The following is a 17,963-nucleotide window of genomic DNA, read 5'->3' on the forward strand; positions in this document are numbered from 1 at the left end:
GCTCAGTCCGCGTCCTCGCGCGCCTTGCGCTCCTCGAAGGCCGCGGACGCCTTGGCCGCGCGTGTCTCCACCCGCTCGGCGAAGGCGCGACGCTGCCGGTCGAGGATGAAGAACGACCCGATGCCGGAGATCAGGAACCCGAGGACGACGGCCCAGAACAGGTGGTAGGTCCCGCCGGAGAAGAGCGCCATGAGACCGACGACGATCCCGAACGAGGCAAGGAACAGCACGATCCGCAAGACGGTGTAGACCACGAACTCCTTCACGCCACCAGCCTAGGCGGGGCTGGCTACATTGGAGGAATGCTGAAGGTGGTGCTGGTGGTCGCACTGATCGCGCTCGTCGTCTGGGCGCTGGTCAAGCTGATGCTGCGTCGCCTCGACGGAGGCGGCGCCGGCGGGTCACGCCCGCGGGCCCTCGGCCCCGACGACGACCCCGACTTCCTGCGCGGGCTCGACCGGAAGCCCAAGCCCGGCCCCAAGCCCGACGACGACTGAGGTCGTCTCGAGGGGCCGCTCGACGGTCTGCTCGACGGTCCGCCCCACGGCGGCCCCTTCGGCGTACGAGTGCTGGCTCGACGTGCTGAAGAAGTTGATGCCGATGAAGTTGAACCACAGCGTCGCCGCGCCGATGAGGGCGAGGATCGCGGCCCTGCGGCCGCGCCAGCCCGCGGTCGCGCGGGCGTGGAGATAGGCGGCGTAGACCACCCAGGTGATGAAGGCCCACACCTCCTTGGGGTCCCAGTTCCAGTAGGACGACCACGCCTGGTGCGCCCAGATCGGGCCCGAGATCAGTACGCCGAAGGTCCACACCGGGAAGCCGAACGCGTGCATCCGGTAGGCGATCCGGTCGAGGACCGGGAGCTCGGGCAGCCGCGCGAGGTAGCCCGTCTCCTTCGTCGAGCGGGCCTTGAGGAGGTAGAGGATCGACGTGATCCCGCCGAGGGTGAAGGCGCCGGTGGCGATGCAGGCCGCCACGACGTGGATCACCAGCCAGTAGGACTCGAGCGCCTCGGTCAGCGGGGCGACCGGCTCGTAGAGCCAGAGCACGTCCGCGAGCAGGACGCAGAGCACGAAGCCGACGACGATCGGGCCGAGCCAGTCGAGCCGCCAGCGCCGGGTCGTCGCGAGGAAGAGCGCGACGACGACGAACGTGCCGGTGAGGGTGAACTCGTACATGTTGCCCCACGGCACCCGGTCGGGGTCAGCGGCCAGGCCACGCCCGAGCAGCGCGACGAAGTGCGCCAGCGCGCCGATCGCGACCAGCAGGACGCCGAGCCGGCCCGCCATCTCGGGGCGGTGTGCGGCCGCCTCGTCGGGGGCGTCCTCCACGAGCGTGTCGCCACCACCGCCGACGGCGACGGCCTGCCGGACGGGCACGTCGCGCAGCGCGGCCCACTGGACGGCGTACGCCAGCAGGGCGAGGAAGTAGACCACCCCGGCCGCTGCCACGCCCTGGTTGCTCAGCGTCTCCCACTGCAGGTCGGTCACGACTCGGCCCCATCTCTGTCCGGTGCTGTCTTCTTCAGTGCTGCCACGATGCCAGTCAGCTCGTCACGCCCGGTCTCCGGGTCACCGCCGGACGACCGGTCGAGCCGGGCCACCTCGACCAGTGTGGTCCCGTCGTCCTGACGGCGGGCGCGCACCCACAGCCGGCGCGGCCGCACGAACAGCGAGGCGAGCAGGCCGAGGAGTGCGGCGACCATGCCGCCGAGCGCGATGAACTTGCCGGGGGTGCGGCTGATCTGGATCTTGTTCCAGCGCTGGAGGCCGTCGAAGGTGACGCTGCCGAGCCCGTCGGGGAGCGTCACCGTCTCGCCGGGCCGGAGGTCCATCCGGAAGGGCTGCCCGTCGGCCTTGCGCAGCTGCGTGGCGTTGGCCTTGTCGAGGACGTAGACCGAGGAGGCCGATCCGTCGGAGACACCGATGTCACCGGTGTAGACGAACAACGACACCAGAGGATCGACGGCGTCGCCGAACGCCGACGACGGCATCGACAGGCTGCCGTCCTCGTCGCGCCCGAGCTGGAAGGTCGGGTAGAAGGTCCCCTCGAGGCCGATCTGGGTCGGCTCGGCGAACGGCGCCTTGACCACGCCGAACGACTCGAAGGTCTGCGGGTTGATCGGCAGGAAGGTGGCCGGGCCCGTCTTGGTCACGTTGCCGTCGCCGTCGCGGATCGTGATGACCGGTGCGTAGCCGTGGCCGATGAGGAAGACGTCCGTGCCGCCGATCGACAGCGGGTGGTTGACCTTGAGGTCGTACTGCTGCGTCGGGGCGTCCGGCTGCGTCCTGTAGTCGAGGTGCGCGACGAAGTTGCGCGCCTGCCCGCGACGGCGGCCCTCGGTCATCCACTCGACGTCGAAGTCGGTGATGCTGAACGAGAACGGCTCCATCACGGACGGGTCGAACAGGCTGCCCGGCGCGAAGTCGTCGTAGGACGTCAGGTTGTTGGTGAAGCCGTAGTCCTTGCCGTTGAGCAGGATGACGCCGCCCTTGTAGCCGAACAGGCTCCCGATCGCGACGCCCACCAGCACGACGATGACCGCGAGGTGGAAGAGCAGGTTGCCGGCCTCGCGGAGGTGGCCACGCTCGGCGGCGACCGAGTCGCCCCCCGCGGGCCGGTCGACGCGGAACCGCCGCTTGCGGATGACCACCGCGGCGCGGTCGAGGACGACGTCCGGGTCCTCGTCGGTGGTGTACGACGTGCTCTCGGGCATGCGCGAGAGGTTGCGGGGCGCCCGTGGCGGCCGGGCCCGCAACGCGCGTGCGTACACGAAGAGGCGCGGGATGATGCACCCGACCAGCGAGATCATCAGCAGGAGGTAGATCGCGGAGAACCACACCGAGCTGTAGACCGCGAACAGGTCGAGCCGGTCCCAGATCGGCGCGAGCCGGGGGTGGTTGTCGCGCCACTGCGAGACCGCGAGCGAATCGATGTCCTCCTGCGGGATCACCGATCCCGGGATCGACGCGAGGGCGAGCAGCAGCAGGAGCACGAGCGCCGTACGCATCGAGGTGAGCTGGCGCCACGACCAGCGCGCCAGCTCGCGGGCGTTGAGGTCCGCGGGCAGCGCCGTGGCCTGGCGCTCGTCGGACGGCCGCTGCTGCAGATCGGTCACAGCGGCGTCCAGAACCCGAGGACGAGGGACTGGAGGCGCTGCACCATCAGCTCCCACCAGCCGCTGACGAGCAGCAGCCCCACGACGATCATCATGAGTCCGCCGAACCGCATGATGAGCACCTGGTGGCGGCGGACCACCGCGAAGGCGCCGATCATCCGTCGGTAGGCGAACGCGGCGGCGATGAACGGCAGCCCGAGGCCCAGCGCGAAGACGGCGGCCAGGGCGGCTCCGCGGCCGGCGGTGGCCTCGTTGACCGACAGGAGGTTGATCGCCGCCAGGGTCGGGCCGACGCACGGCGTCCAGCCGACCCCGAAGAGGAAGCCGAGCACCGGCGCGACGGCGAGCCCGACGGCCGGGACCCGGTGGATGCGCCAGTCGCGCTGCAGGAAGCCGATCCCGCCGAGGAAGGCGATGCCGAGCAGGATCATGAGGACGCCGAGGGCGATGTTGAGCTGGTCGTAGTGCACGAACAGCCAGGCGCCGGCTGCGCCGGTCAGGCTGCCCAGCAGCACGAAGACGACGGCGAAGCCCGACACGAAGAGCACCGCACCCAGCACCATCCGGCTGCGTCGTGCGTCCTCGAGGTCGGCCCCGGACACGCCCGTCGCGTAGGAGAGGTAGCCGGGGAGCAGCGGGATCACGCAGGGGCTGAAGAACGAGACCAGGCCCGCGACGAGCGCGACGGGAAGGGCCAGGATCATCGACCCGGACGTGGCGGTGTCCTGGAGCCAGTCGTTCACCGGTCCACCCCCTCGACGAGGTCGACCAGCGTGAGCACGCTGGGGATGCGGCCCTGCACGGAGGCGGCGATGCGCCCCTCGGCGTCGAGCACGACGGTGCTGGGGATCGACCGCGGCCCGAGCGTCCCGGCGAAGGAGAGCAGCGCGGTGCCGTCGGCGGAGTAGATCGACGGGTAGTCCACCTCGAGGGTGCGGACGAACGCCGAGGCGTCCTCGCGCGAGGCGTCGCGGATGTTGAGCCCGACGAAGGTGACGTCGTCGCCCAGCTGGTCGTGGGCCTCGTTGAGGTCGGGCTGCTCGGCGATGCACGGCGGGCACCACGACGCCCACACGTTGACGACCACCGGCTTGCCGCGCAGGTCGGCGAGGTCGACCTCGGTGCCCTCGAGGTCGGTGCCGGTGATCTCGATCGGGTCGCCACGATCGGCGGCCTTCACCTCGGTGGGCACGCCCTCGCCGGTGATGTAGCCCTTGTCGCCGGTGCCGGACAGGCTCGAGCAGCCGGCCAGCACGAGCAGGCAGGCGAGCCCCACCAGGGGTGTGACGAGCGAGCGGAGGATCCTCAGGGCCGGTCCTCCTGCGGCGCGCCGCCGGCCGAGAACGGAGCGGAGCGGTCGCCTGCCGGGATCAGGTCGCCGGCGGGCTCGGAGTAGCGCACCTGCACCATCCGGTCGTCGTCGAAGACGATGCTCGTCAGGGAGCACAGCGTGCACTGGCGGTTCTTGGGGTGGTGGATGTAGCTGCGCTTCTCCAGGAAGAGCCGGGTCGTCCAGATCGGCAGCTGGTGGGAGACGATCACGGCCTCGTGGCCCGACGCCGCGTCGCGGGCGTCGTGGATCGCGGCCACCATCCGGGCGGCGATCTCGTCGTAGGGCTCGCCCCACGACGGCGTGAAGGGGTTGTACATGTGGCGCAGGAGGTGCGGCCGCTTCACGAAGGTCATGCCGCCCTCGGCGAAGCTCATCCCCTCGAACTTGTTGGTCGACTCGATCACCCGCGGGTCGATGGTCGGCGTGAGGCCGCGCGCCGCCGCGAGCGGGGCGCCGGTCTCCTGCGCCCGCTCGAGCGGGGACGTACGCATGTGCACGATGTCGCGGTCGCCGATGGTCTCCGCGATCCGCCGGGCCATCTGGTGGCCGAGGTCGGAGAGGTGGAACCCGTCGCGACGCCCGTAGAGGACCCCGGCCGGGTTGTGGACCTCGCCGTGCCGCAGCAGGTGGACGGTGGTCTGGACGCCCATCACTGACCCCCTGCCGTCGCGGCGGCGAGGGCGGCCGCCGGGAGCGCGTCGATGATCGTCGAGATCGCCCGCTCGTCGTGGGCCGCGGAGACGAACCACGCCTCGTAGGCCGACGGGGGCAGGTAGACGCCCTGGTCGAGCATCGAGTGGAAGAAGGCGGCGTAGGCCGCGGTGTCCTGCTGCCCGGCCTCGGCGAAGTCGCGCACCGGCTCGTCGCGGAAGAACACCGAGAACATCGTCCCGGCCGCCTGCACCGTGTGCGGCACGGACGCCGCCTGGAGGTGCTCGGTGACGGCGTTGCGGATGGTCAGCGCGGTGGCGTCGAGCTGCGCGTAGACCTCCGGCGTCGCGAGCCGGAGCGTCGCGAGCCCGGCGGTCGTCGCGACCGGGTTCCCCGAGAGGGTGCCGGCCTGGTAGACGCTGCCCTCAGGCGCGAGGTGGGACATCAGGTCGGCCCGGCCGCCGAAGGCCGCGGCGGGGAAGCCGCCGCCCATCACCTTCCCGAAGGTCATCAGGTCGGGCACCCAGCCCTCGATGGCACCGTCCAGGCCCCAACCGCCCTGCTCGGTGGCGCGGAAGCCGGTCATCACCTCGTCGCTGATGAACAGCGCGCCGTGGGCACGGCAGGTCTCGGCGAGGAAGGCGTTGAAGCCCGGCGCGGGCGGGACGACGCCCATGTTGCCCGGCGATGCCTCGGTGATCAGGCAGGAGATGCGCGGCCCGTGGGCCTGGAAGGCGGCGAGCACGGCCTCGCGGTCGTTGTAGGGCAGGACGAGCGTCTCGGCGGCCGCGGAGGCAGGGACCCCGCTGGTGCCGGGGACGGCGAGGGTCGCGATGCCGGAGCCGGCCTCGGCCAGCAACGGGTCGACGTGGCCGTGGTAGCACCCGGCGAACTTCACGACGAGGTCGCGACCGGTGACACCGCGGGCCAGCCGGATCGCCGACATCGTCGCCTCGGTGCCGCTGGAGACGAACCGGACCCGCTCGACCGGCGTACGCGCGACGATCTCCTCGGCCAGCTCGACCTCGGGCTCGGTGGGGGTGCCGTACGACGTACCGCGGGCCACCGCACCGGCGACCGCGGCCTGCACGTCGGGGTGCGCGTGGCCGAGCAGCATCGGGCCCCACGAGCAGATCAGGTCGACGTAGTCGTTGCCGTCGGCGTCGGTGAGCCAGGCGCCGGACGCGGAGGTGATGAAGCGGGGCGTGCCGCCGACCGCGGTGAAGGCACGGACCGGCGAGTTCACCCCACCGGGCGTCACGGCGCGGGCGCGGTCGAAGAGCGCCTCGCTGGCCGCTGTCGTGGCAGGCGTCGTCGCGGGGGTCACCGAATCATTGTCGCGTAGGCGGGCAAGGTGCCCGAATCGGTGCGCAATCCGGCTCCCGGATGTGCTCCGAACCACAAGTGACCGGCGCGTAACTTGTGGCGGAGTTCACTCGTTGAGGTTTGTGCCGGCGCCCGGAGGGGGCATCATGGCGAGGGAAACAGCAAGGGGAGCGATACTCATGTCGACTTCGAGCCGACTTCACAGGGCGACGGTCATCGTGCCGCTGGCCGTGCTCAGCGCCGCCTGGACCGCCAGCCTCTCAGGCGTGGGCGTGACCGCCGCGAGCGCTGACGAGGACGGCCCCGGGACCCTCCCGGACGGCACCGTGCTCCCCGCCTCCGCCATCGAGGCACCGGCGAGCGTCGGCGACGCCGTGACCCGCGCTGCCGCCCTCACCCCCGGCTCGGCCAGCAGCATCCCGCAGGCCGCCCTGACGGCCTACCAGCGCGCCGAGGGCGTCATCAACCAGGCCGACCGCGGCTGCGCCATCCCGTGGGAGCTGATCGCGGCGATCGGCCGCGTGGAGTCCGACCACGGTCGCTACGGCGGCAACACCCTCGACGACCAGGGCGTCGCCCGCCCCGGCATCTACGGCATCGCCCTCAACGGCAAGAACAACACCCAGAGCATCGCCGACACCGACGCCGGCCAGTACGACAACGACACCAAGTGGGACCGCGCCGTCGGCCCGATGCAGTTCATCCCCTCGACCTGGTCGGTCGTCGGCGTGGACGGCGACAGCGACGGCACCCGCAACCCGCAGGACATCGACGACGCGGCGCTCGCTACCGCCGTCTACCTCTGCTCGGGCGACGACGACCTCTCCGCGGAGAAGGGCCAGCGCGCCTCGGTCTACCGCTACAACCACTCCAACGACTACGTCGACCTGGTCCTGTCGATCATGCAGGCCTACATGGACGGCGACTTCAGCGCCGTCCCGTCCTCGGTCCTCACCTCGGGCGTGATCACGCCCGAGACGAAGGGCACCGGGGGTGGCAAGAAGGGCGGCCAGGGCGGCGCGACCGGCGGCGGCAAGGGCACCTCGACGCCGACCGTGAAGCCGACCACCTCGCCCACGAAGACCCCGACGCAGACGCCGACGCAGTCACCCACCCAGACGCCGACGCAGAGCCCGACGCAGTCGCCGACCCAGTCGCCGACCCAGTCGCCGACGACGGCGGTCCCGACGACCGTGCCGACGACGATCCTGCCGACGTCGCTGCCGACGACGCTGCCGCCCCTCCCGACGGCCACGATCTCGCAGACCCTCACCCTCGCCGAGGCGATCGCGCAGTGCACGCTCCAGGGCGTCATCGACCTCCCGCTCACCGGCGCCAACGAGCTCCTCGACTGCGCCAACCAGCTCCTCAACCCCTGACCGCCGACCCGCTGGTCGAGGAAGGCGCCTTGGCGCCTGTCACGAGACCCGGCTGACTCTGCTGGTCGAGGAAGGCGCCCTGGCGCCTGTCACGAGACCCGGCTGACTCTGCTGGTCGAGGAAGGCGCCCTGGCGCCTGTCACGAGACCCGGCTGACTCTGCTGGTCGAGGAAGGCGCCCTGGCGCCTGTCACGAGACCCATCCACAGATCGGGGCCTCGCTCTGGCGACCGACCCGTCGGCCCAGCACCGTGGGGGCATGCTCTATGCCTACATCGTCGAGTGTTCCGACGGCAGCTTCTACGTCGGCAGCACCAAGAACCTCGAACGGCGACTGTTCGAGCACAACGAAGGTGTGGGAGCGGCGTACACGCGCCGCCGGCGTCCTGTCCGTCTCGTGTGGGCTGGGGAGTTCGCACGGATCGACGAGGCGTTCGCCATGGAGAAGCGGATCCAGGGGTGGTCGCGAGCGAAGCGCCAGGCGCTGATAGACGACCGCACCGACGAGCTTGGCACGCTGTCCAGCCGCAGCTGGGCTGCGATCAGGGCGCGCGCAAAGGGGTCAGGGGTCTCGTGACTGTCGCTAGCGCGACCTCCTCGACCAACGGTCCCGAGGGGTCAGGGGTCTCGTGACGGTCGCTAGCGCGACCTCCTCGACCAACGGTCCCGAGGGGTCAGGGGTCTCGTGACGGCCGCTAGCGCGACCTCCTCGAGCAACGGTCCTGAGGGCGGGCGTCAGGGTCAGCGGCGGACGAGCCGGGCGGCCTCGGAGGCCCAGTAGGTGAGGATCACGTCGGCGCCGGCGCGGCGGATCGAGGTGAGGGTCTCCAGGATGGCGGCCTCGCGGTCGATCCAGCCGTTGGCGGCGGCGGCCTCGACCATGGAGTACTCGCCGGAGATGTTGTAGGCGGCGACGGGGATGTCGACGGCGTCGCGGACGCGGCGGATCACGTCGAGGTAGGCCAGGGCGGGCTTCACCATCACGATGTCGGCGCCCTGCTCGACGTCGAGCAGCACCTCGCGCACGCCCTCGACGGCGTTGGCGGGATCCTGCTGGTAAGTTTTGCGGTCGCCGACGAGGGAGGAGTCGACGGCCTCGCGGAACGGCCCGAAGAACGCCGAGGCGTACTTCGCGGAGTAGGCGAGGATCGAGACGTGGTGATGGCCGGCCGCGTCGAGCGCGTCGCGCACCACGCCGACCTGGCCGTCCATCATGCCGCTGGGGCCGACCATGTCGACTCCGGCGGCGGCCTGCGCGAGCGCCATGTCGGCGTACGCCGTCAGCGTGAGGTCGTTGTCGACGTCACCGTCGGGCGTGAGCAGGCCGCAGTGGCCGTGGTCGGTGAACTCGTCGAGGCACAGGTCCGACATCACCGTGAGCTGGTCGCCCACCTCGGCGACCACGTCGGTGATCGCGAGGTTGAGCACGCCGGCGGGGTCGATGCCGCCGGAGCCGGTGGCGTCCTTGGTCTCCGGGATCCCGAAGAGCATCACGCCGCCGAGGCCGAGCTCGGCCGCCTCGTTGACGGCCGCCTTGAGCGAGTCGCGGGAGTGCTGGACCACGCCCGGCATGGACGCGATCGGCCGCGGCTCGGTGGCGTTCTCGCGGATGAAGACGGGGAGCACCAGCGAGCTCGGCTGCACCGACGTCTCGGCCACCATCCGGCGCAGCGCAGGCGTGCGCCGCAACCGGCGGGGCCGGACGAGCGGGGTCTGGATCTCGCGGTGCTCCTCGGTCACTTGGCGCGTGCCTTCCGGCGGCCCGAGGCGGTGCGCTCGCTCGGCCGGGTGACGGGCTCGCCCGCCTCCAGCATCGCGAGGCGGCGCGAGGCACCGAAGTCGGCGAGCGCGTCGACGAGGACCTCGACGTCGGGCGACGGCGCGAGGACGTCGACCCGGAGGCCGTGCTCCTCGGCTGTCTTGGCCGTGGCCGGGCCGATGACGGCGATGATCGTCGACGGGTGCGGCTTGCCGGCGATGCCGACGAGGTTGCGCACCGTCGAGGACGAGGTGAAGACGACGGCGTCGAACTTGCCGGTCTTGATCGCGTCGCGGACCGGCGCCGGCGGCGGGGTGGCGCGCACGGTGCGGTAGGCCGTGACGTCGTCGCACTCCCAGCCGAGGTCGATCAGGCCGGCGACGAGGTTCTCCGTCGCGATGTCGGCACGCGGCAGGAAGACCCGGTTGATCGGGTCGAGCACGTCGTCGTAGGGCGGCCACTCCTCGAGCAGGCCGGCGGCGGACTGCTCGCCGGACGGCACCAGGTCGGCGCGCAGTCCCCAGTCGGCGATGGCCTGGGCGGTCTTGTCGCCCACGGCCGCGATCTTGAGGCCGGAGAACGCGCGGGCGTCGAGGCCGTAGTCCTCGAACTTCTCGCGCACGGCCTTGACCGCGTTGACCGAGGTGAAGGCGATCCACTCGTAGCGGCCCTCGACGAGGCCGCGGACGGCCTTGTCCATCTGGAGCGGGTTGCGGGGCGGCTCGACCGAGATGGTCGGCACCTCCTCGGGCACGGCGCCGTACTCGCGCAGGCGACGCGACAGCGAGCCGGCCTGCTCCTTGGTGCGGGGCACCAGCGCACGCCAGCCGAAGAGCGGCTTGGTCTCGAACCACGACAGCGTCTTGCGCAGGTCGACGACGTCGCCGATGACGATGATCGCCGGCGGCGCGATGCGGGACGCGCGTACGTCGGCGGCGACGCTCGCGAGCGTCGATATGAGGGTCTGCTGCTCGGTCGTCGTGCCGACGCGGGTCACCGCGACCGGCGTCTCGGGCGAGCGGCCGGCCTCGACGAGCGCGGCGGCGGTCTCGCCGATGCTGCCCACCCCGGAGAGCAGGACGAGCGTGCGGTCGTCGGCGTAGGCGCTCCAGTCGACCTTGTCGCCGCAGGTGACGACGGCCATCTCGCGGTGGCGCTTGTCGGTCAGCGGGATGCCGGCGTAGGCCGGGACCGCGCTCACCGAGGAGACGCCGGGCACGACCTCGAAGCCGACGCCCGCCTTGACGCAGGCCTGCGCCTCCTCGGGACCGGAGGCGTAGAGGAACGGGTCGCCGGTCATCAGGCGGACCACGCGCTGCTTCTTGCCGTGGCGTACGACGACCTTGGCGCGGGCCGCGTGGGTCAGCGGCTGGCCGTCCTCGCCGAAGCCGCCGTCCACGATCTCCGGGCCGCCCTCGGCACCCAGCGGCAGGCCGAGGACCGAGCGGACCAGGTCGGCGTGCTCGGGCGCCTCGGTCACGATCACCTCGGCGCTCTGGATGAGCTCCACGGCACGCACCGTCAGCAGGCCCGGGTCGCCGGGTCCGCTGCCGACGAACGACACCCACCCGGGGGTCGCCGCCCTGCCCTGCTCGGTGGAGCTGGCCTGCGGGGTCTGTACTCGCGTCATGCGTGTGTGTTCCTCACTGGTGGTGCGTGCATCAGGTCTGCTGCTCCGTCGTCGAGCATGTCGCTCGCGAGTCGTCTGCCGAGCTGTTCGGCCTCGGTGACCGGGCCGGTGGCGCTCATCCGTACGGAGAGGCCGCCGTCCTCGGAGAGGGCCACGGCGCGCAGCCACAGCTCCTCCCCGTCCTCGCCCTCGACGACCTCGGCCAGCGCACCCAGCGGGGCGGAGCAACCGGCCTCGAGGGTGCTCAGCACGGCCCGCTCCGCGGTGACCGCGGCGCGGGTGGGGGCGTCGTCCAGGCGGCCGAGCGCGGCCACCAGGTCGGTGTCGGCGGAGCGGCACTCGACGGCGAGCGCGCCCTGCCCGGGGGCGGGAAGCATCTGGAGGGGGTCGAGCACCTCGGTGACCTCGTCGAGGCGACCGAGGCGGGCCAGGCCGGCGCGGGCCAGGACCACGGCGTCGTACGCCCCGTCGCGGACCTTGCGGATCCGGGTGTCGACGTTGCCGCGGATGCCCTCGATGTCGAGGCCGAGGCCGAGCGCCTCGAGCTGGCTGACCCGGCGCGGGGAGCCGGTGCCGAGGCGGCTGCCGACCGGCAGCTCGCCGAGGGTCAGGCCGTCGCGGGCGACGACCGCGTCGCGCGGGTCCTCGCGCGGGGGCACGGCGGCGAGGGCGATGCCGTCGGCGGGCGTGGTCGGCAGGTCCTTGAGCGAGTGGACCGCGACGTCGACCGAGCCCGCGAGCAGGGCGTCGCGCAGGGCGCTGACGAAGACGCCGGTGCCGCCGAGGGTGGCGAGCGGCGCGGAGCTGCGGTCGCCCTCGGTCGAGACCTCGACGAGCTCGACCTCACGGCCGAGGTGCTCGCGGATCAGGTCGGCGACCAGGCCGGACTGGGTGGTGGCCAGGGCGGAGGCGCGGGTGCCGAGGCGGATCGGGGCGGCGGAGGTGCTCATGCCTTGTCCTCCGCTCGCGTGAGGGCGTCGACGGCCTCGGGGTCGAGGCGGAACAGCTCGGCCAGGGCGGCGGTGTAGGACACGGCCGGCTCGGCGTCGGCGAGCTCCTTGACCCGGACGGTGGGCTCGTGGAGCAGCTTGTCGGCGACCCGCCGGACCGTGTGGAGCACCTCGGCGCGCGTGGCGTCGTCGAGGTCCGGCAGCCGGGTGGCGAGCCGCGCCATCTCGGCGTCGACCACGGAGGTGGCCATCGAGCGGAGGGCCACGACGGTGGGGGTCACGCTCGCCTGGCGGCGGACGGCGAGGAAGGCGGCGATCTCCTGCGCCACGATGGTGCGTACGTCGTCGACGCCCGCCGCGGCCTCGAGTCCGCGCAGCTCGTCGGCGAGGCCGGCCAGGCTGATCAGCCCGACGCCCGGCAGGTCGGCGACCGAGGGGTCGACGTCGTGGGGCAGGGCGAGGTCGATGACGGACAGCGGGCGGTCGCTGCCGCCGCGGGCGGTGACCACGTCGGCGAGCCGGACGAGCGGCTCGGGGGCGCCGGTGCACGACACGACGATGTCGGCCAGCGGCAGCTCGTCGGCGAGCGCGGACAGCGGCGCCGAGGTGGCGCCGTACTCCTGGGCGAGCCGCTCGGCGCTGGCAGCGGTGCGGTTGAGGACGGTGATCGCGGACGCGCCGCCGCGCGACAGGTGGGCGGCAGCGAGCGACGCCATCGCGCCGGCGCCGACCACGACGGCGCGGGCACCGGCGACGGGGACGCTGCTTCGCTCGAGCGCGGCCGTGACGAGTGACGGCGCGGCCCGGTCGATGTCGGTCTCGGCGTGGGCTCGCTTGCCGACGCGCAGCGCCTGCTGGAAGAGCGTGTTGAGCGCGGGGCCGACGGTGCCGTGCTCCTGGCCGACCCGGAGCGCGTCGCGCGTCTGGCCGAGGATCTGGCCCTCGCCCACGACCATCGAGTCGAGCCCGGCCGCGACCTGGAAGAGGTGCGAGACGGCACCCTCGTCGTAGTGGACGTAGAGGTGCGGCAGGAGCGCCTCTGTCGACTGCTCGGCGCGCGCGACCAACAGGCCGGAGAGGTCCTCGACGCTGCCGTGGAAGCGGTCGACCTCGGCGTAGAGCTCGATCCGGTTGCAGGTGACGATCGCGGTCGCCTCGGTGACGTGCTCGCCGCCGATGACGTCCTCGATCAGCTTGACCGTGCCGTCGGCGTCGAGGGCGAGCCGCTCGAGCAGCTCGACCGGGGCGGACTTGTGGGAGATCCCCACGACGAGGACGCTCACGAGACCCCCTCGGTCCCGGTCGCCACCGACTTGCGCTGCTCGTGGTAGGCCAGGATCTGGAGCTCGATGGAGAGGTCGACCTTGCGTACGTCGACGCCGTCCGGCACCGACAGGACGCTCGGTGCGAAGTTGAGGATGCTGGTGATGCCGGCCGCGACCATCCGGTCGGCGACGGACTGCGAAGCGACCGCGGGCGTCGCGATCACGCCGATGGAGACGTCGTGCTCGGTGACGATCGACTCGAGGTCCTCGAAGGAGCGGACGTCCAGACCGGCGACGACCTCGTCGTGGCGGCTCGGGTCGGCGTCGAGCAGCGCGACGACCCGGAAGCCGCGGCTGCGGAAGCCGGAGTAGTTGGCGAGGGCGTGGCCGAGGTTGCCGATGCCGACGATGACCACGGGCCAGTCGTGCGTCACGCCGATCTCGCGGGCGATCTGGTAGCGGAGGTACTCCACGTCGTAGCCGACGCCGCGGGTGCCGTAGCTGCCGAGGTAGGAGAGGTCCTTGCGGAGCTTGGCGCTGTTGACACCGGCCGACGCGGCGAGCTCCTCGCTGGAGCAGGTGGTCGTGCCGTCCTCGGCGAGGCCGATCAGGGCACGCAGGTACACGGGAAGCCTGGCGACGGTTGCCTCGGGAATGTCCCGGGCAGAGTCGGGGGTCCGTGCGGTCACAGCGTTGCTTCTCTCCAGCCAGGGACGGGGATCACCTGACCCGGTCACTGTAGGAGTTTGTGAACGGGAGAACAAAACGGCAGAAGGGTCGGCTAGCACATGTGAGAAGACCCACCGGATCCGGGGGTCTCCCGACTTGCGCCCGGGGCCGTTGTAGGCGTATCGGAGCCCGAGCCGCGGCCTCGTCCGGACGACCCTCCGCGCGCCCTGTCGCGGTGCCGTACGGCGGCGGGTCAGCCGAGCGCGGCCCGCAGCCGGGCCTCGTCGACCCGCCAGAAGTCGTGCTGGCGGCCGTCGACGAAGGTCACCGGCACCTCGTCGCCGAAGCGGTCGACGAGGTCGGGGTCGCCATCGACGTCGACCTCCTCGAACGACTCCCCCAGCTCGTCGCACACCCGTGCGACGACCTGCCGGGCGTCGTCGCAGAGGTGGCAGCCCTGGCGGGAGTAGAAGGTGACGCGCGCGTCCATCAGAGCAGTCCGTCCAGCCGGCGGCGCTCGATCCCGCGGAGCCGCCCCTTCTGCACCTTGCCGGTCACGGTGAGGGGCAGCTCGTCGACGACCTCGATGCGGCTCGGGTGCTTGAACCGCGCCAGCCGCACGATCGCGTGCGCCCGCACGGCCTCCTCGAGGTGGGTCACCGGCCGGGAGGCGACGACGTACGCCACCACGGCCTCGCCGGTCTCCTCGTCGGGCACCCCGATGACGGCGGCGTCCGCGACGCCGTCGACCTCGCGGATCACGTCCTCGACCTCGGTCGGGTAGACGTTGAAGCCGCTCACGATGACGAGCTCCTTGACCCGGTCGACGAGGGTGAGGTCGCCGTCGGCGTCGAGGAAGCCCACGTCGCCCGTGCCGTACCAGCCGTCGTCGTCGGGACCGTCGGCTCCGTCGGGCCAGTAGCCGCTGAACAGGTTGGCGCCGCGGACCTGGATCTCGCCCGGGTCCTCGCCGACCACCGGGAGCCGGGCCTCGTCGACCAGCCGGAGCTCGATGCCGGGCAGGGCTGCACCGACCGAGCCCGGGCGGGGGGCGCGGCTGCACAGCGTGCTCGTCACGACCGGCGAGGCCTCCGTCAGGCCGTAGCCCTGGTGGACGGGGATGCCGGTGATCGAGGTGAACTCCTCGATCACCCGTGCCTCGAGCGGCGCCGAGCCGGACAGCACCAGCCGCACCGGGCCGAGCCGCTCGCGCAGGTGCTCGTCGGGGAGCCAGTGGACGAAGACGGGCGGGGCGATCGGCACGACGCTGCAGGCCTCGTCGTCGATGAGGTCGAGCACCGCCTGCGGCTCGAAACTCTCGACGAGCAGCAGCCGGGCGCGGTGGCGCAGCACGCCGCCGAGGACCGCGTTGAGCCCGTAGACGTGGAAGAGCGGGAGCACCCCGAGCACGACGTCGTCACCGTGCATCATCGGCGGCTCGACGGACGCGACCTGCTCGACGTTGGCCAGCAGCGCACGGTGGCTGAGCATCGCGGCTCGCGGCAGGCCCGAGGTGCCGCTCGTGTAGAGCAGGGCGGCCAGCTTCTCCGGGTCCGGCAGCGGCGGCACGGGGCGTACGACGTCCGCGCGCAGGTCGGCGAAGGCCACCTCACCCGGACCAGGCTCGGCGCCCGTGACCACCACGGTCGGGGCAGCCACGTCACCCAGCTCGGCCAGCGCGCCGCGTACGACGTCGACGGCCGTGTCGTCGACCACGACGAGCCGGGTGCCCGAGTCGGCGATCATCCGGGCGACCTCGCCGGCGGTCGAGCGCGGGTTGACCGGCACCGCCACGACCTGGGCGCGGAGCACACCGAGGTAGGTGGTGACGAACTCGATCCGGTTGCCCACGAGGATCATCACCCGCTGGCCCGCACGGATCCCTCGCGAGCCGAGGCCGGTCGCGATCCGGGCGACCTCGTCCTCCAGACCGGCCCAGGTGAGGGTCCGCCCAGTGCCCTCGACGAGCGCCTGGCGGTCCGGTACGTCGTCGGCAGCCTCGGCCACGAACGCGGAGACGTCGGTGCGCGGCATGCGGGGATCCTTCCACAGCCGGCGCCGCTAGATTGGCGGCGTGACCCCGTCGGAGCGACCGCGCAGGCTCAACCTGCAGCAGCGATCGGCCCTCGCGGGCGAGGCCGCAGCGGCGGCGGCCGAGGTCGAGAGCGCGCTCACGCTGCCCAGCGACCCGGGCGCCGCAGCGTTCTTCGACGTCGACAACACCGTCATGCAGGGCGCCAGCATCTTCCACCTCGCGCGCGGGCTGCACCGCCGCGAGTTCTTCACGACGCGGGAGATCCTGGGGGCGGCGTGGAAGCAGGCCTACTTCCGCATCGTCGGCGTCGAGGACCCCACCCACGTCGCCGAGGCCCGCGCGGGAGCGCTGGCCTTCATCGCCGGCCACACCACCACCGAGCTCGAGGAGCTCGGCGAGCTGATCTTCGACGAGGCGATGGCGCACCGCATCTGGCCCGGCACCCGAGCCCTCGCGCAGCTCCACCTCGACGAGGGCCAGCGGGTCTGGCTGGTGACCGCCGCCCCGATCGAGATCGCCAGCATCATCGCCAGGCGGCTCGGCCTGACCGGCGCGATGGGCACCGTGGCCGAGCACGTGGACGGCGTCTACACCGGCCAGCTGGTCGGCGACCTGCTCCACGGCCCGGCCAAGGCCGAGGCCGTGCGCGCCCTCGCCGAGCGCGAGGGGCTCGACCTGGCCCGCTGCTCGGCGTACTCCGACTCCTTCAACGACCTCCCGATGCTGTCGATGGTGGGCGATCCGTGCGCCGTCAACCCCGACGCGCGCCTGCGCGCCCACGCCCGGGCCCACAGGTGGCGGATCCGCGACTACCGCACCGGTCGCAAGGCAGCGCGGGCGGGCCTCGTGGCCGCCGCCGTCGCCGGTGCCGTGTCGGGTGCGGTCGCCGCGGGCGTGAGCGTGCGGGGGCGCGACCGGTCCTGACCTCCTGTAACTCGTAGTTACTCACGGGTTCACAACCACGCTGCAGCCCTTTATCGTGAAGACTGCTGCAACGGGAGGGAAACCGCATGCACCCCATCGAGGACGGCCTCGACGCGCTCCGGCGCGCGGTGTGGGCTGCCCTCGCGCCGCAGCCGGCGGCCGGTCTCGCCGGCGGCATCCTCTACGCCGAGACCGTGGCGCCCGGCCCGGCCTCGATGCCGGTCGGCGACGGTGACCGCTACGGCACGCCCGGCGACCCGGTCGGTGACGAGGACCAGGCGGCGTCCTCGGAGGTCGACGAGGCCGATCGCGAGCGCCTGATCGCGCTCGTCGAGCTCGCCCGGCAGGGCGACAAGGAGGCGTTCGGCCTCCTCTACGACCACTACCAGGCCTCGGTCTACCGCTTCCTCTACTACCGCACCCGTTCGCAGACGCTGGCCGAGGACCTCACCTCCGAGACCTTCTTCCGTGCGCTGCGGAGCATGAACAACTTCCGGTGGCAGGGCAAGGACTTCGGCGCCTGGCTGATGACGATCGCGCGCAACCTCACCACCGACCACTTCAAGGCCGGTCGGACACGCCTCGAGATGACCACCGAGGACATGACGCCGCACGACGACGCGACCGACGGCCCGGAGGAGGAGGTCCTCGCCGGCCTGACCAACGAGGTGCTGCTGACCGCCCTCACCGAGCTGCCGGCCGAGCAGCGCGACTGCTTGATCATGCGCTTCCTCCAGGGCATGTCGATCGCCGAGACGGCGAAGGCCCTCGACCGCTCCGACGGCGCCGTCAAGCAGCTCCAGCTCCGCGGCGTACGCAACCTCGCCAAGCTCATGCCGGAGGGGTTGAGAGACTGATGACCCCACCCGTAACTTGCACCCGCTCTTCTTCGTTCGTCTGTGTGGGAGGAACCACCAGCAGCGAG

19 protein-coding genes are annotated in these 17,963 nt (G+C 72.1%); 5 read left to right on the forward strand and 14 right to left on the reverse strand.

The window, feature by feature from the left end; translation table 11 throughout:
* Positions 1 to 2: 2 nt before the first annotated feature.
* Complete coding sequence (locus JI751_RS00610; protein ID WP_201932175.1) at positions 3 to 266, reverse strand: DUF4229 domain-containing protein; 264 nt, start codon at positions 264 to 266, stop codon at positions 3 to 5.
* 36 nt (positions 267 to 302) lie between these two features.
* Here JI751_RS00610 and JI751_RS00615 point away from each other — a divergent pair, with 36 nt between their 5' ends.
* Positions 303 to 497 (forward strand): hypothetical protein, encoded by a 195-nt coding sequence (locus tag JI751_RS00615; protein WP_201932176.1) that lies wholly within the window; start codon positions 303 to 305, stop codon positions 495 to 497.
* Here the strand turns inward: JI751_RS00615 and ccsB are convergent.
* Genes ccsB through hemL form a run of 6 tightly spaced genes read right to left on the reverse strand, consistent with a single transcriptional unit; the run spans position 402 to position 6,429 of the window.
* A complete protein-coding gene (gene ccsB, locus JI751_RS00620) occupies positions 402 to 1,490 on the reverse strand; it encodes a c-type cytochrome biogenesis protein CcsB (RefSeq protein WP_201932177.1) in 1,089 nt (362 codons plus the stop codon). The genes JI751_RS00615 and ccsB overlap by 96 nt on opposite strands.
* Entirely contained in the window at positions 1,487 to 3,118 is a 1,632-nt protein-coding gene (gene resB, locus JI751_RS00625) for a cytochrome c biogenesis protein ResB (RefSeq protein WP_307813636.1), read from the reverse strand. Before resB ends, ccsB begins: the two co-directional genes overlap by 4 nt.
* Entirely contained in the window at positions 3,115 to 3,861 is a 747-nt protein-coding gene (locus JI751_RS00630) for a cytochrome c biogenesis CcdA family protein (protein WP_201932178.1), read from the reverse strand. Before JI751_RS00630 ends, resB begins: the two co-directional genes overlap by 4 nt.
* Complete coding sequence (locus JI751_RS00635; RefSeq protein WP_307813637.1) at positions 3,858 to 4,394, reverse strand: TlpA family protein disulfide reductase; 537 nt, start codon at positions 4,392 to 4,394, stop codon at positions 3,858 to 3,860. Before JI751_RS00635 ends, JI751_RS00630 begins: the two co-directional genes overlap by 4 nt.
* Positions 4,395 to 4,423: 29 nt before the next feature.
* A complete protein-coding gene (locus JI751_RS00640; RefSeq protein ID WP_201932179.1) occupies positions 4,424 to 5,101 on the reverse strand; it encodes a histidine phosphatase family protein in 678 nt (225 codons plus the stop codon).
* Positions 5,101 to 6,429, reverse strand: a complete 1,329-nt coding sequence (gene hemL / locus JI751_RS00645) for a glutamate-1-semialdehyde 2,1-aminomutase (RefSeq protein WP_201932181.1) — start codon at positions 6,427 to 6,429, stop codon at positions 5,101 to 5,103. Before hemL ends, JI751_RS00640 begins: the two co-directional genes overlap by 1 nt.
* 178 nt (positions 6,430 to 6,607) lie before the next feature.
* Here hemL and JI751_RS00650 point away from each other — a divergent pair, with 178 nt between their 5' ends.
* Both JI751_RS00650 and JI751_RS00655 read left to right on the forward strand, forming a co-directional pair.
* Complete coding sequence (locus JI751_RS00650; protein ID WP_201932183.1) at positions 6,608 to 7,807, forward strand: lytic transglycosylase domain-containing protein; 1,200 nt, start codon at positions 6,608 to 6,610, stop codon at positions 7,805 to 7,807.
* 258 nt (positions 7,808 to 8,065) lie between these two features.
* Positions 8,066 to 8,383 (forward strand): GIY-YIG nuclease family protein, encoded by a 318-nt coding sequence (locus JI751_RS00655; RefSeq protein WP_201932185.1) that lies wholly within the window; start codon positions 8,066 to 8,068, stop codon positions 8,381 to 8,383.
* Positions 8,384 to 8,547: 164 nt separating this feature from the next.
* Here JI751_RS00655 and hemB read toward each other — a convergent pair whose 3' ends face one another.
* The 7 genes from hemB to JI751_RS00690 all read right to left on the reverse strand — a co-directional run bounded on the left by hemB (position 8,548) and on the right by JI751_RS00690 (position 16,113).
* Positions 8,548 to 9,546, reverse strand: a complete 999-nt coding sequence (gene hemB, locus JI751_RS00660) for a porphobilinogen synthase (protein ID WP_307813640.1) — start codon at positions 9,544 to 9,546, stop codon at positions 8,548 to 8,550.
* A complete protein-coding gene (locus JI751_RS00665; RefSeq protein ID WP_201932186.1) occupies positions 9,543 to 11,195 on the reverse strand; it encodes a bifunctional uroporphyrinogen-III C-methyltransferase/uroporphyrinogen-III synthase in 1,653 nt (550 codons plus the stop codon). The genes hemB and JI751_RS00665 overlap by 4 nt, the downstream gene beginning before the upstream one ends.
* Positions 11,192 to 12,145 carry a hydroxymethylbilane synthase gene (gene hemC, locus JI751_RS00670; protein WP_201932187.1) on the reverse strand — a complete coding sequence of 318 codons (954 nt, stop codon included), beginning with the start codon at positions 12,143 to 12,145 and terminating at the stop codon, positions 11,192 to 11,194. The genes JI751_RS00665 and hemC overlap by 4 nt, the downstream gene beginning before the upstream one ends.
* Positions 12,142 to 13,428, reverse strand: coding sequence for a glutamyl-tRNA reductase (locus tag JI751_RS00675; RefSeq protein ID WP_201932188.1), 1,287 nt, complete (start codon positions 13,426 to 13,428; stop codon positions 12,142 to 12,144). Before JI751_RS00675 ends, hemC begins: the two co-directional genes overlap by 4 nt.
* A complete protein-coding gene (locus tag JI751_RS00680; protein ID WP_201932189.1) occupies positions 13,425 to 14,099 on the reverse strand; it encodes a redox-sensing transcriptional repressor Rex in 675 nt (224 codons plus the stop codon). The genes JI751_RS00675 and JI751_RS00680 overlap by 4 nt, the downstream gene beginning before the upstream one ends.
* Before the next feature lie 233 nt (positions 14,100 to 14,332).
* On the reverse strand, positions 14,333 to 14,569 hold the full coding sequence (locus JI751_RS00685) for a glutaredoxin family protein (protein ID WP_201932193.1): 237 nt from the start codon (positions 14,567 to 14,569) through the stop codon (positions 14,333 to 14,335).
* Positions 14,569 to 16,113, reverse strand: a complete 1,545-nt coding sequence (locus JI751_RS00690) for a class I adenylate-forming enzyme family protein (protein ID WP_201932195.1) — start codon at positions 16,111 to 16,113, stop codon at positions 14,569 to 14,571. The genes JI751_RS00685 and JI751_RS00690 overlap by 1 nt, the downstream gene beginning before the upstream one ends.
* A gap of 40 nt (positions 16,114 to 16,153) precedes the next feature.
* Here JI751_RS00690 and JI751_RS00695 point away from each other — a divergent pair, with 40 nt between their 5' ends.
* Positions 16,154 to 17,038 (forward strand): HAD family hydrolase, encoded by an 885-nt coding sequence (locus JI751_RS00695; protein ID WP_201932197.1) that lies wholly within the window; start codon positions 16,154 to 16,156, stop codon positions 17,036 to 17,038.
* 86 nt (positions 17,039 to 17,124) lie between these two features.
* Complete coding sequence (locus JI751_RS00700) at positions 17,125 to 17,895, forward strand: sigma-70 family RNA polymerase sigma factor (RefSeq protein ID WP_201932199.1); 771 nt, start codon at positions 17,125 to 17,127, stop codon at positions 17,893 to 17,895.
* Positions 17,896 to 17,963: the final 68 nt, after the last annotated feature.

Source organism: Nocardioides baculatus (assembly GCF_016735675.1).
In the GTDB taxonomy this organism is placed as follows: Bacteria; Actinomycetota; Actinomycetes; order Propionibacteriales; family Nocardioidaceae; genus Nocardioides; species Nocardioides baculatus.

Bases quoted from the DNA above. Each gene is read 5' to 3' on its own strand.
- JI751_RS00615 (WP_201932176.1), top strand. From the start codon at position 303: ATGCTGAAGGTGGTGCTGGTGGTCGCACTGATCGCGCTCGTCGTCTGG.
- JI751_RS00640 (WP_201932179.1), bottom strand. From the start codon at position 5,101: ATGGGCGTCCAGACCACCGTCCACCTGCTGCGGCACGGCGAGGTCCAC.
- JI751_RS00650 (WP_201932183.1), top strand. From the start codon at position 6,608: ATGTCGACTTCGAGCCGACTTCACAGGGCGACGGTCATCGTGCCGCTG.
- JI751_RS00655 (WP_201932185.1), top strand. From the start codon at position 8,066: ATGCTCTATGCCTACATCGTCGAGTGTTCCGACGGCAGCTTCTACGTC.
- JI751_RS00665 (WP_201932186.1), bottom strand. From the start codon at position 11,195: ATGACGCGAGTACAGACCCCGCAGGCCAGCTCCACCGAGCAGGGCAGG.
- hemC (WP_201932187.1), bottom strand. From the start codon at position 12,145: ATGAGCACCTCCGCCGCCCCGATCCGCCTCGGCACCCGCGCCTCCGCC.
- JI751_RS00685 (WP_201932193.1), bottom strand. From the start codon at position 14,569: ATGGACGCGCGCGTCACCTTCTACTCCCGCCAGGGCTGCCACCTCTGC.
- JI751_RS00690 (WP_201932195.1), bottom strand. From the start codon at position 16,113: ATGCCGCGCACCGACGTCTCCGCGTTCGTGGCCGAGGCTGCCGACGAC.
- JI751_RS00700 (WP_201932199.1), top strand. From the start codon at position 17,125: ATGCACCCCATCGAGGACGGCCTCGACGCGCTCCGGCGCGCGGTGTGG.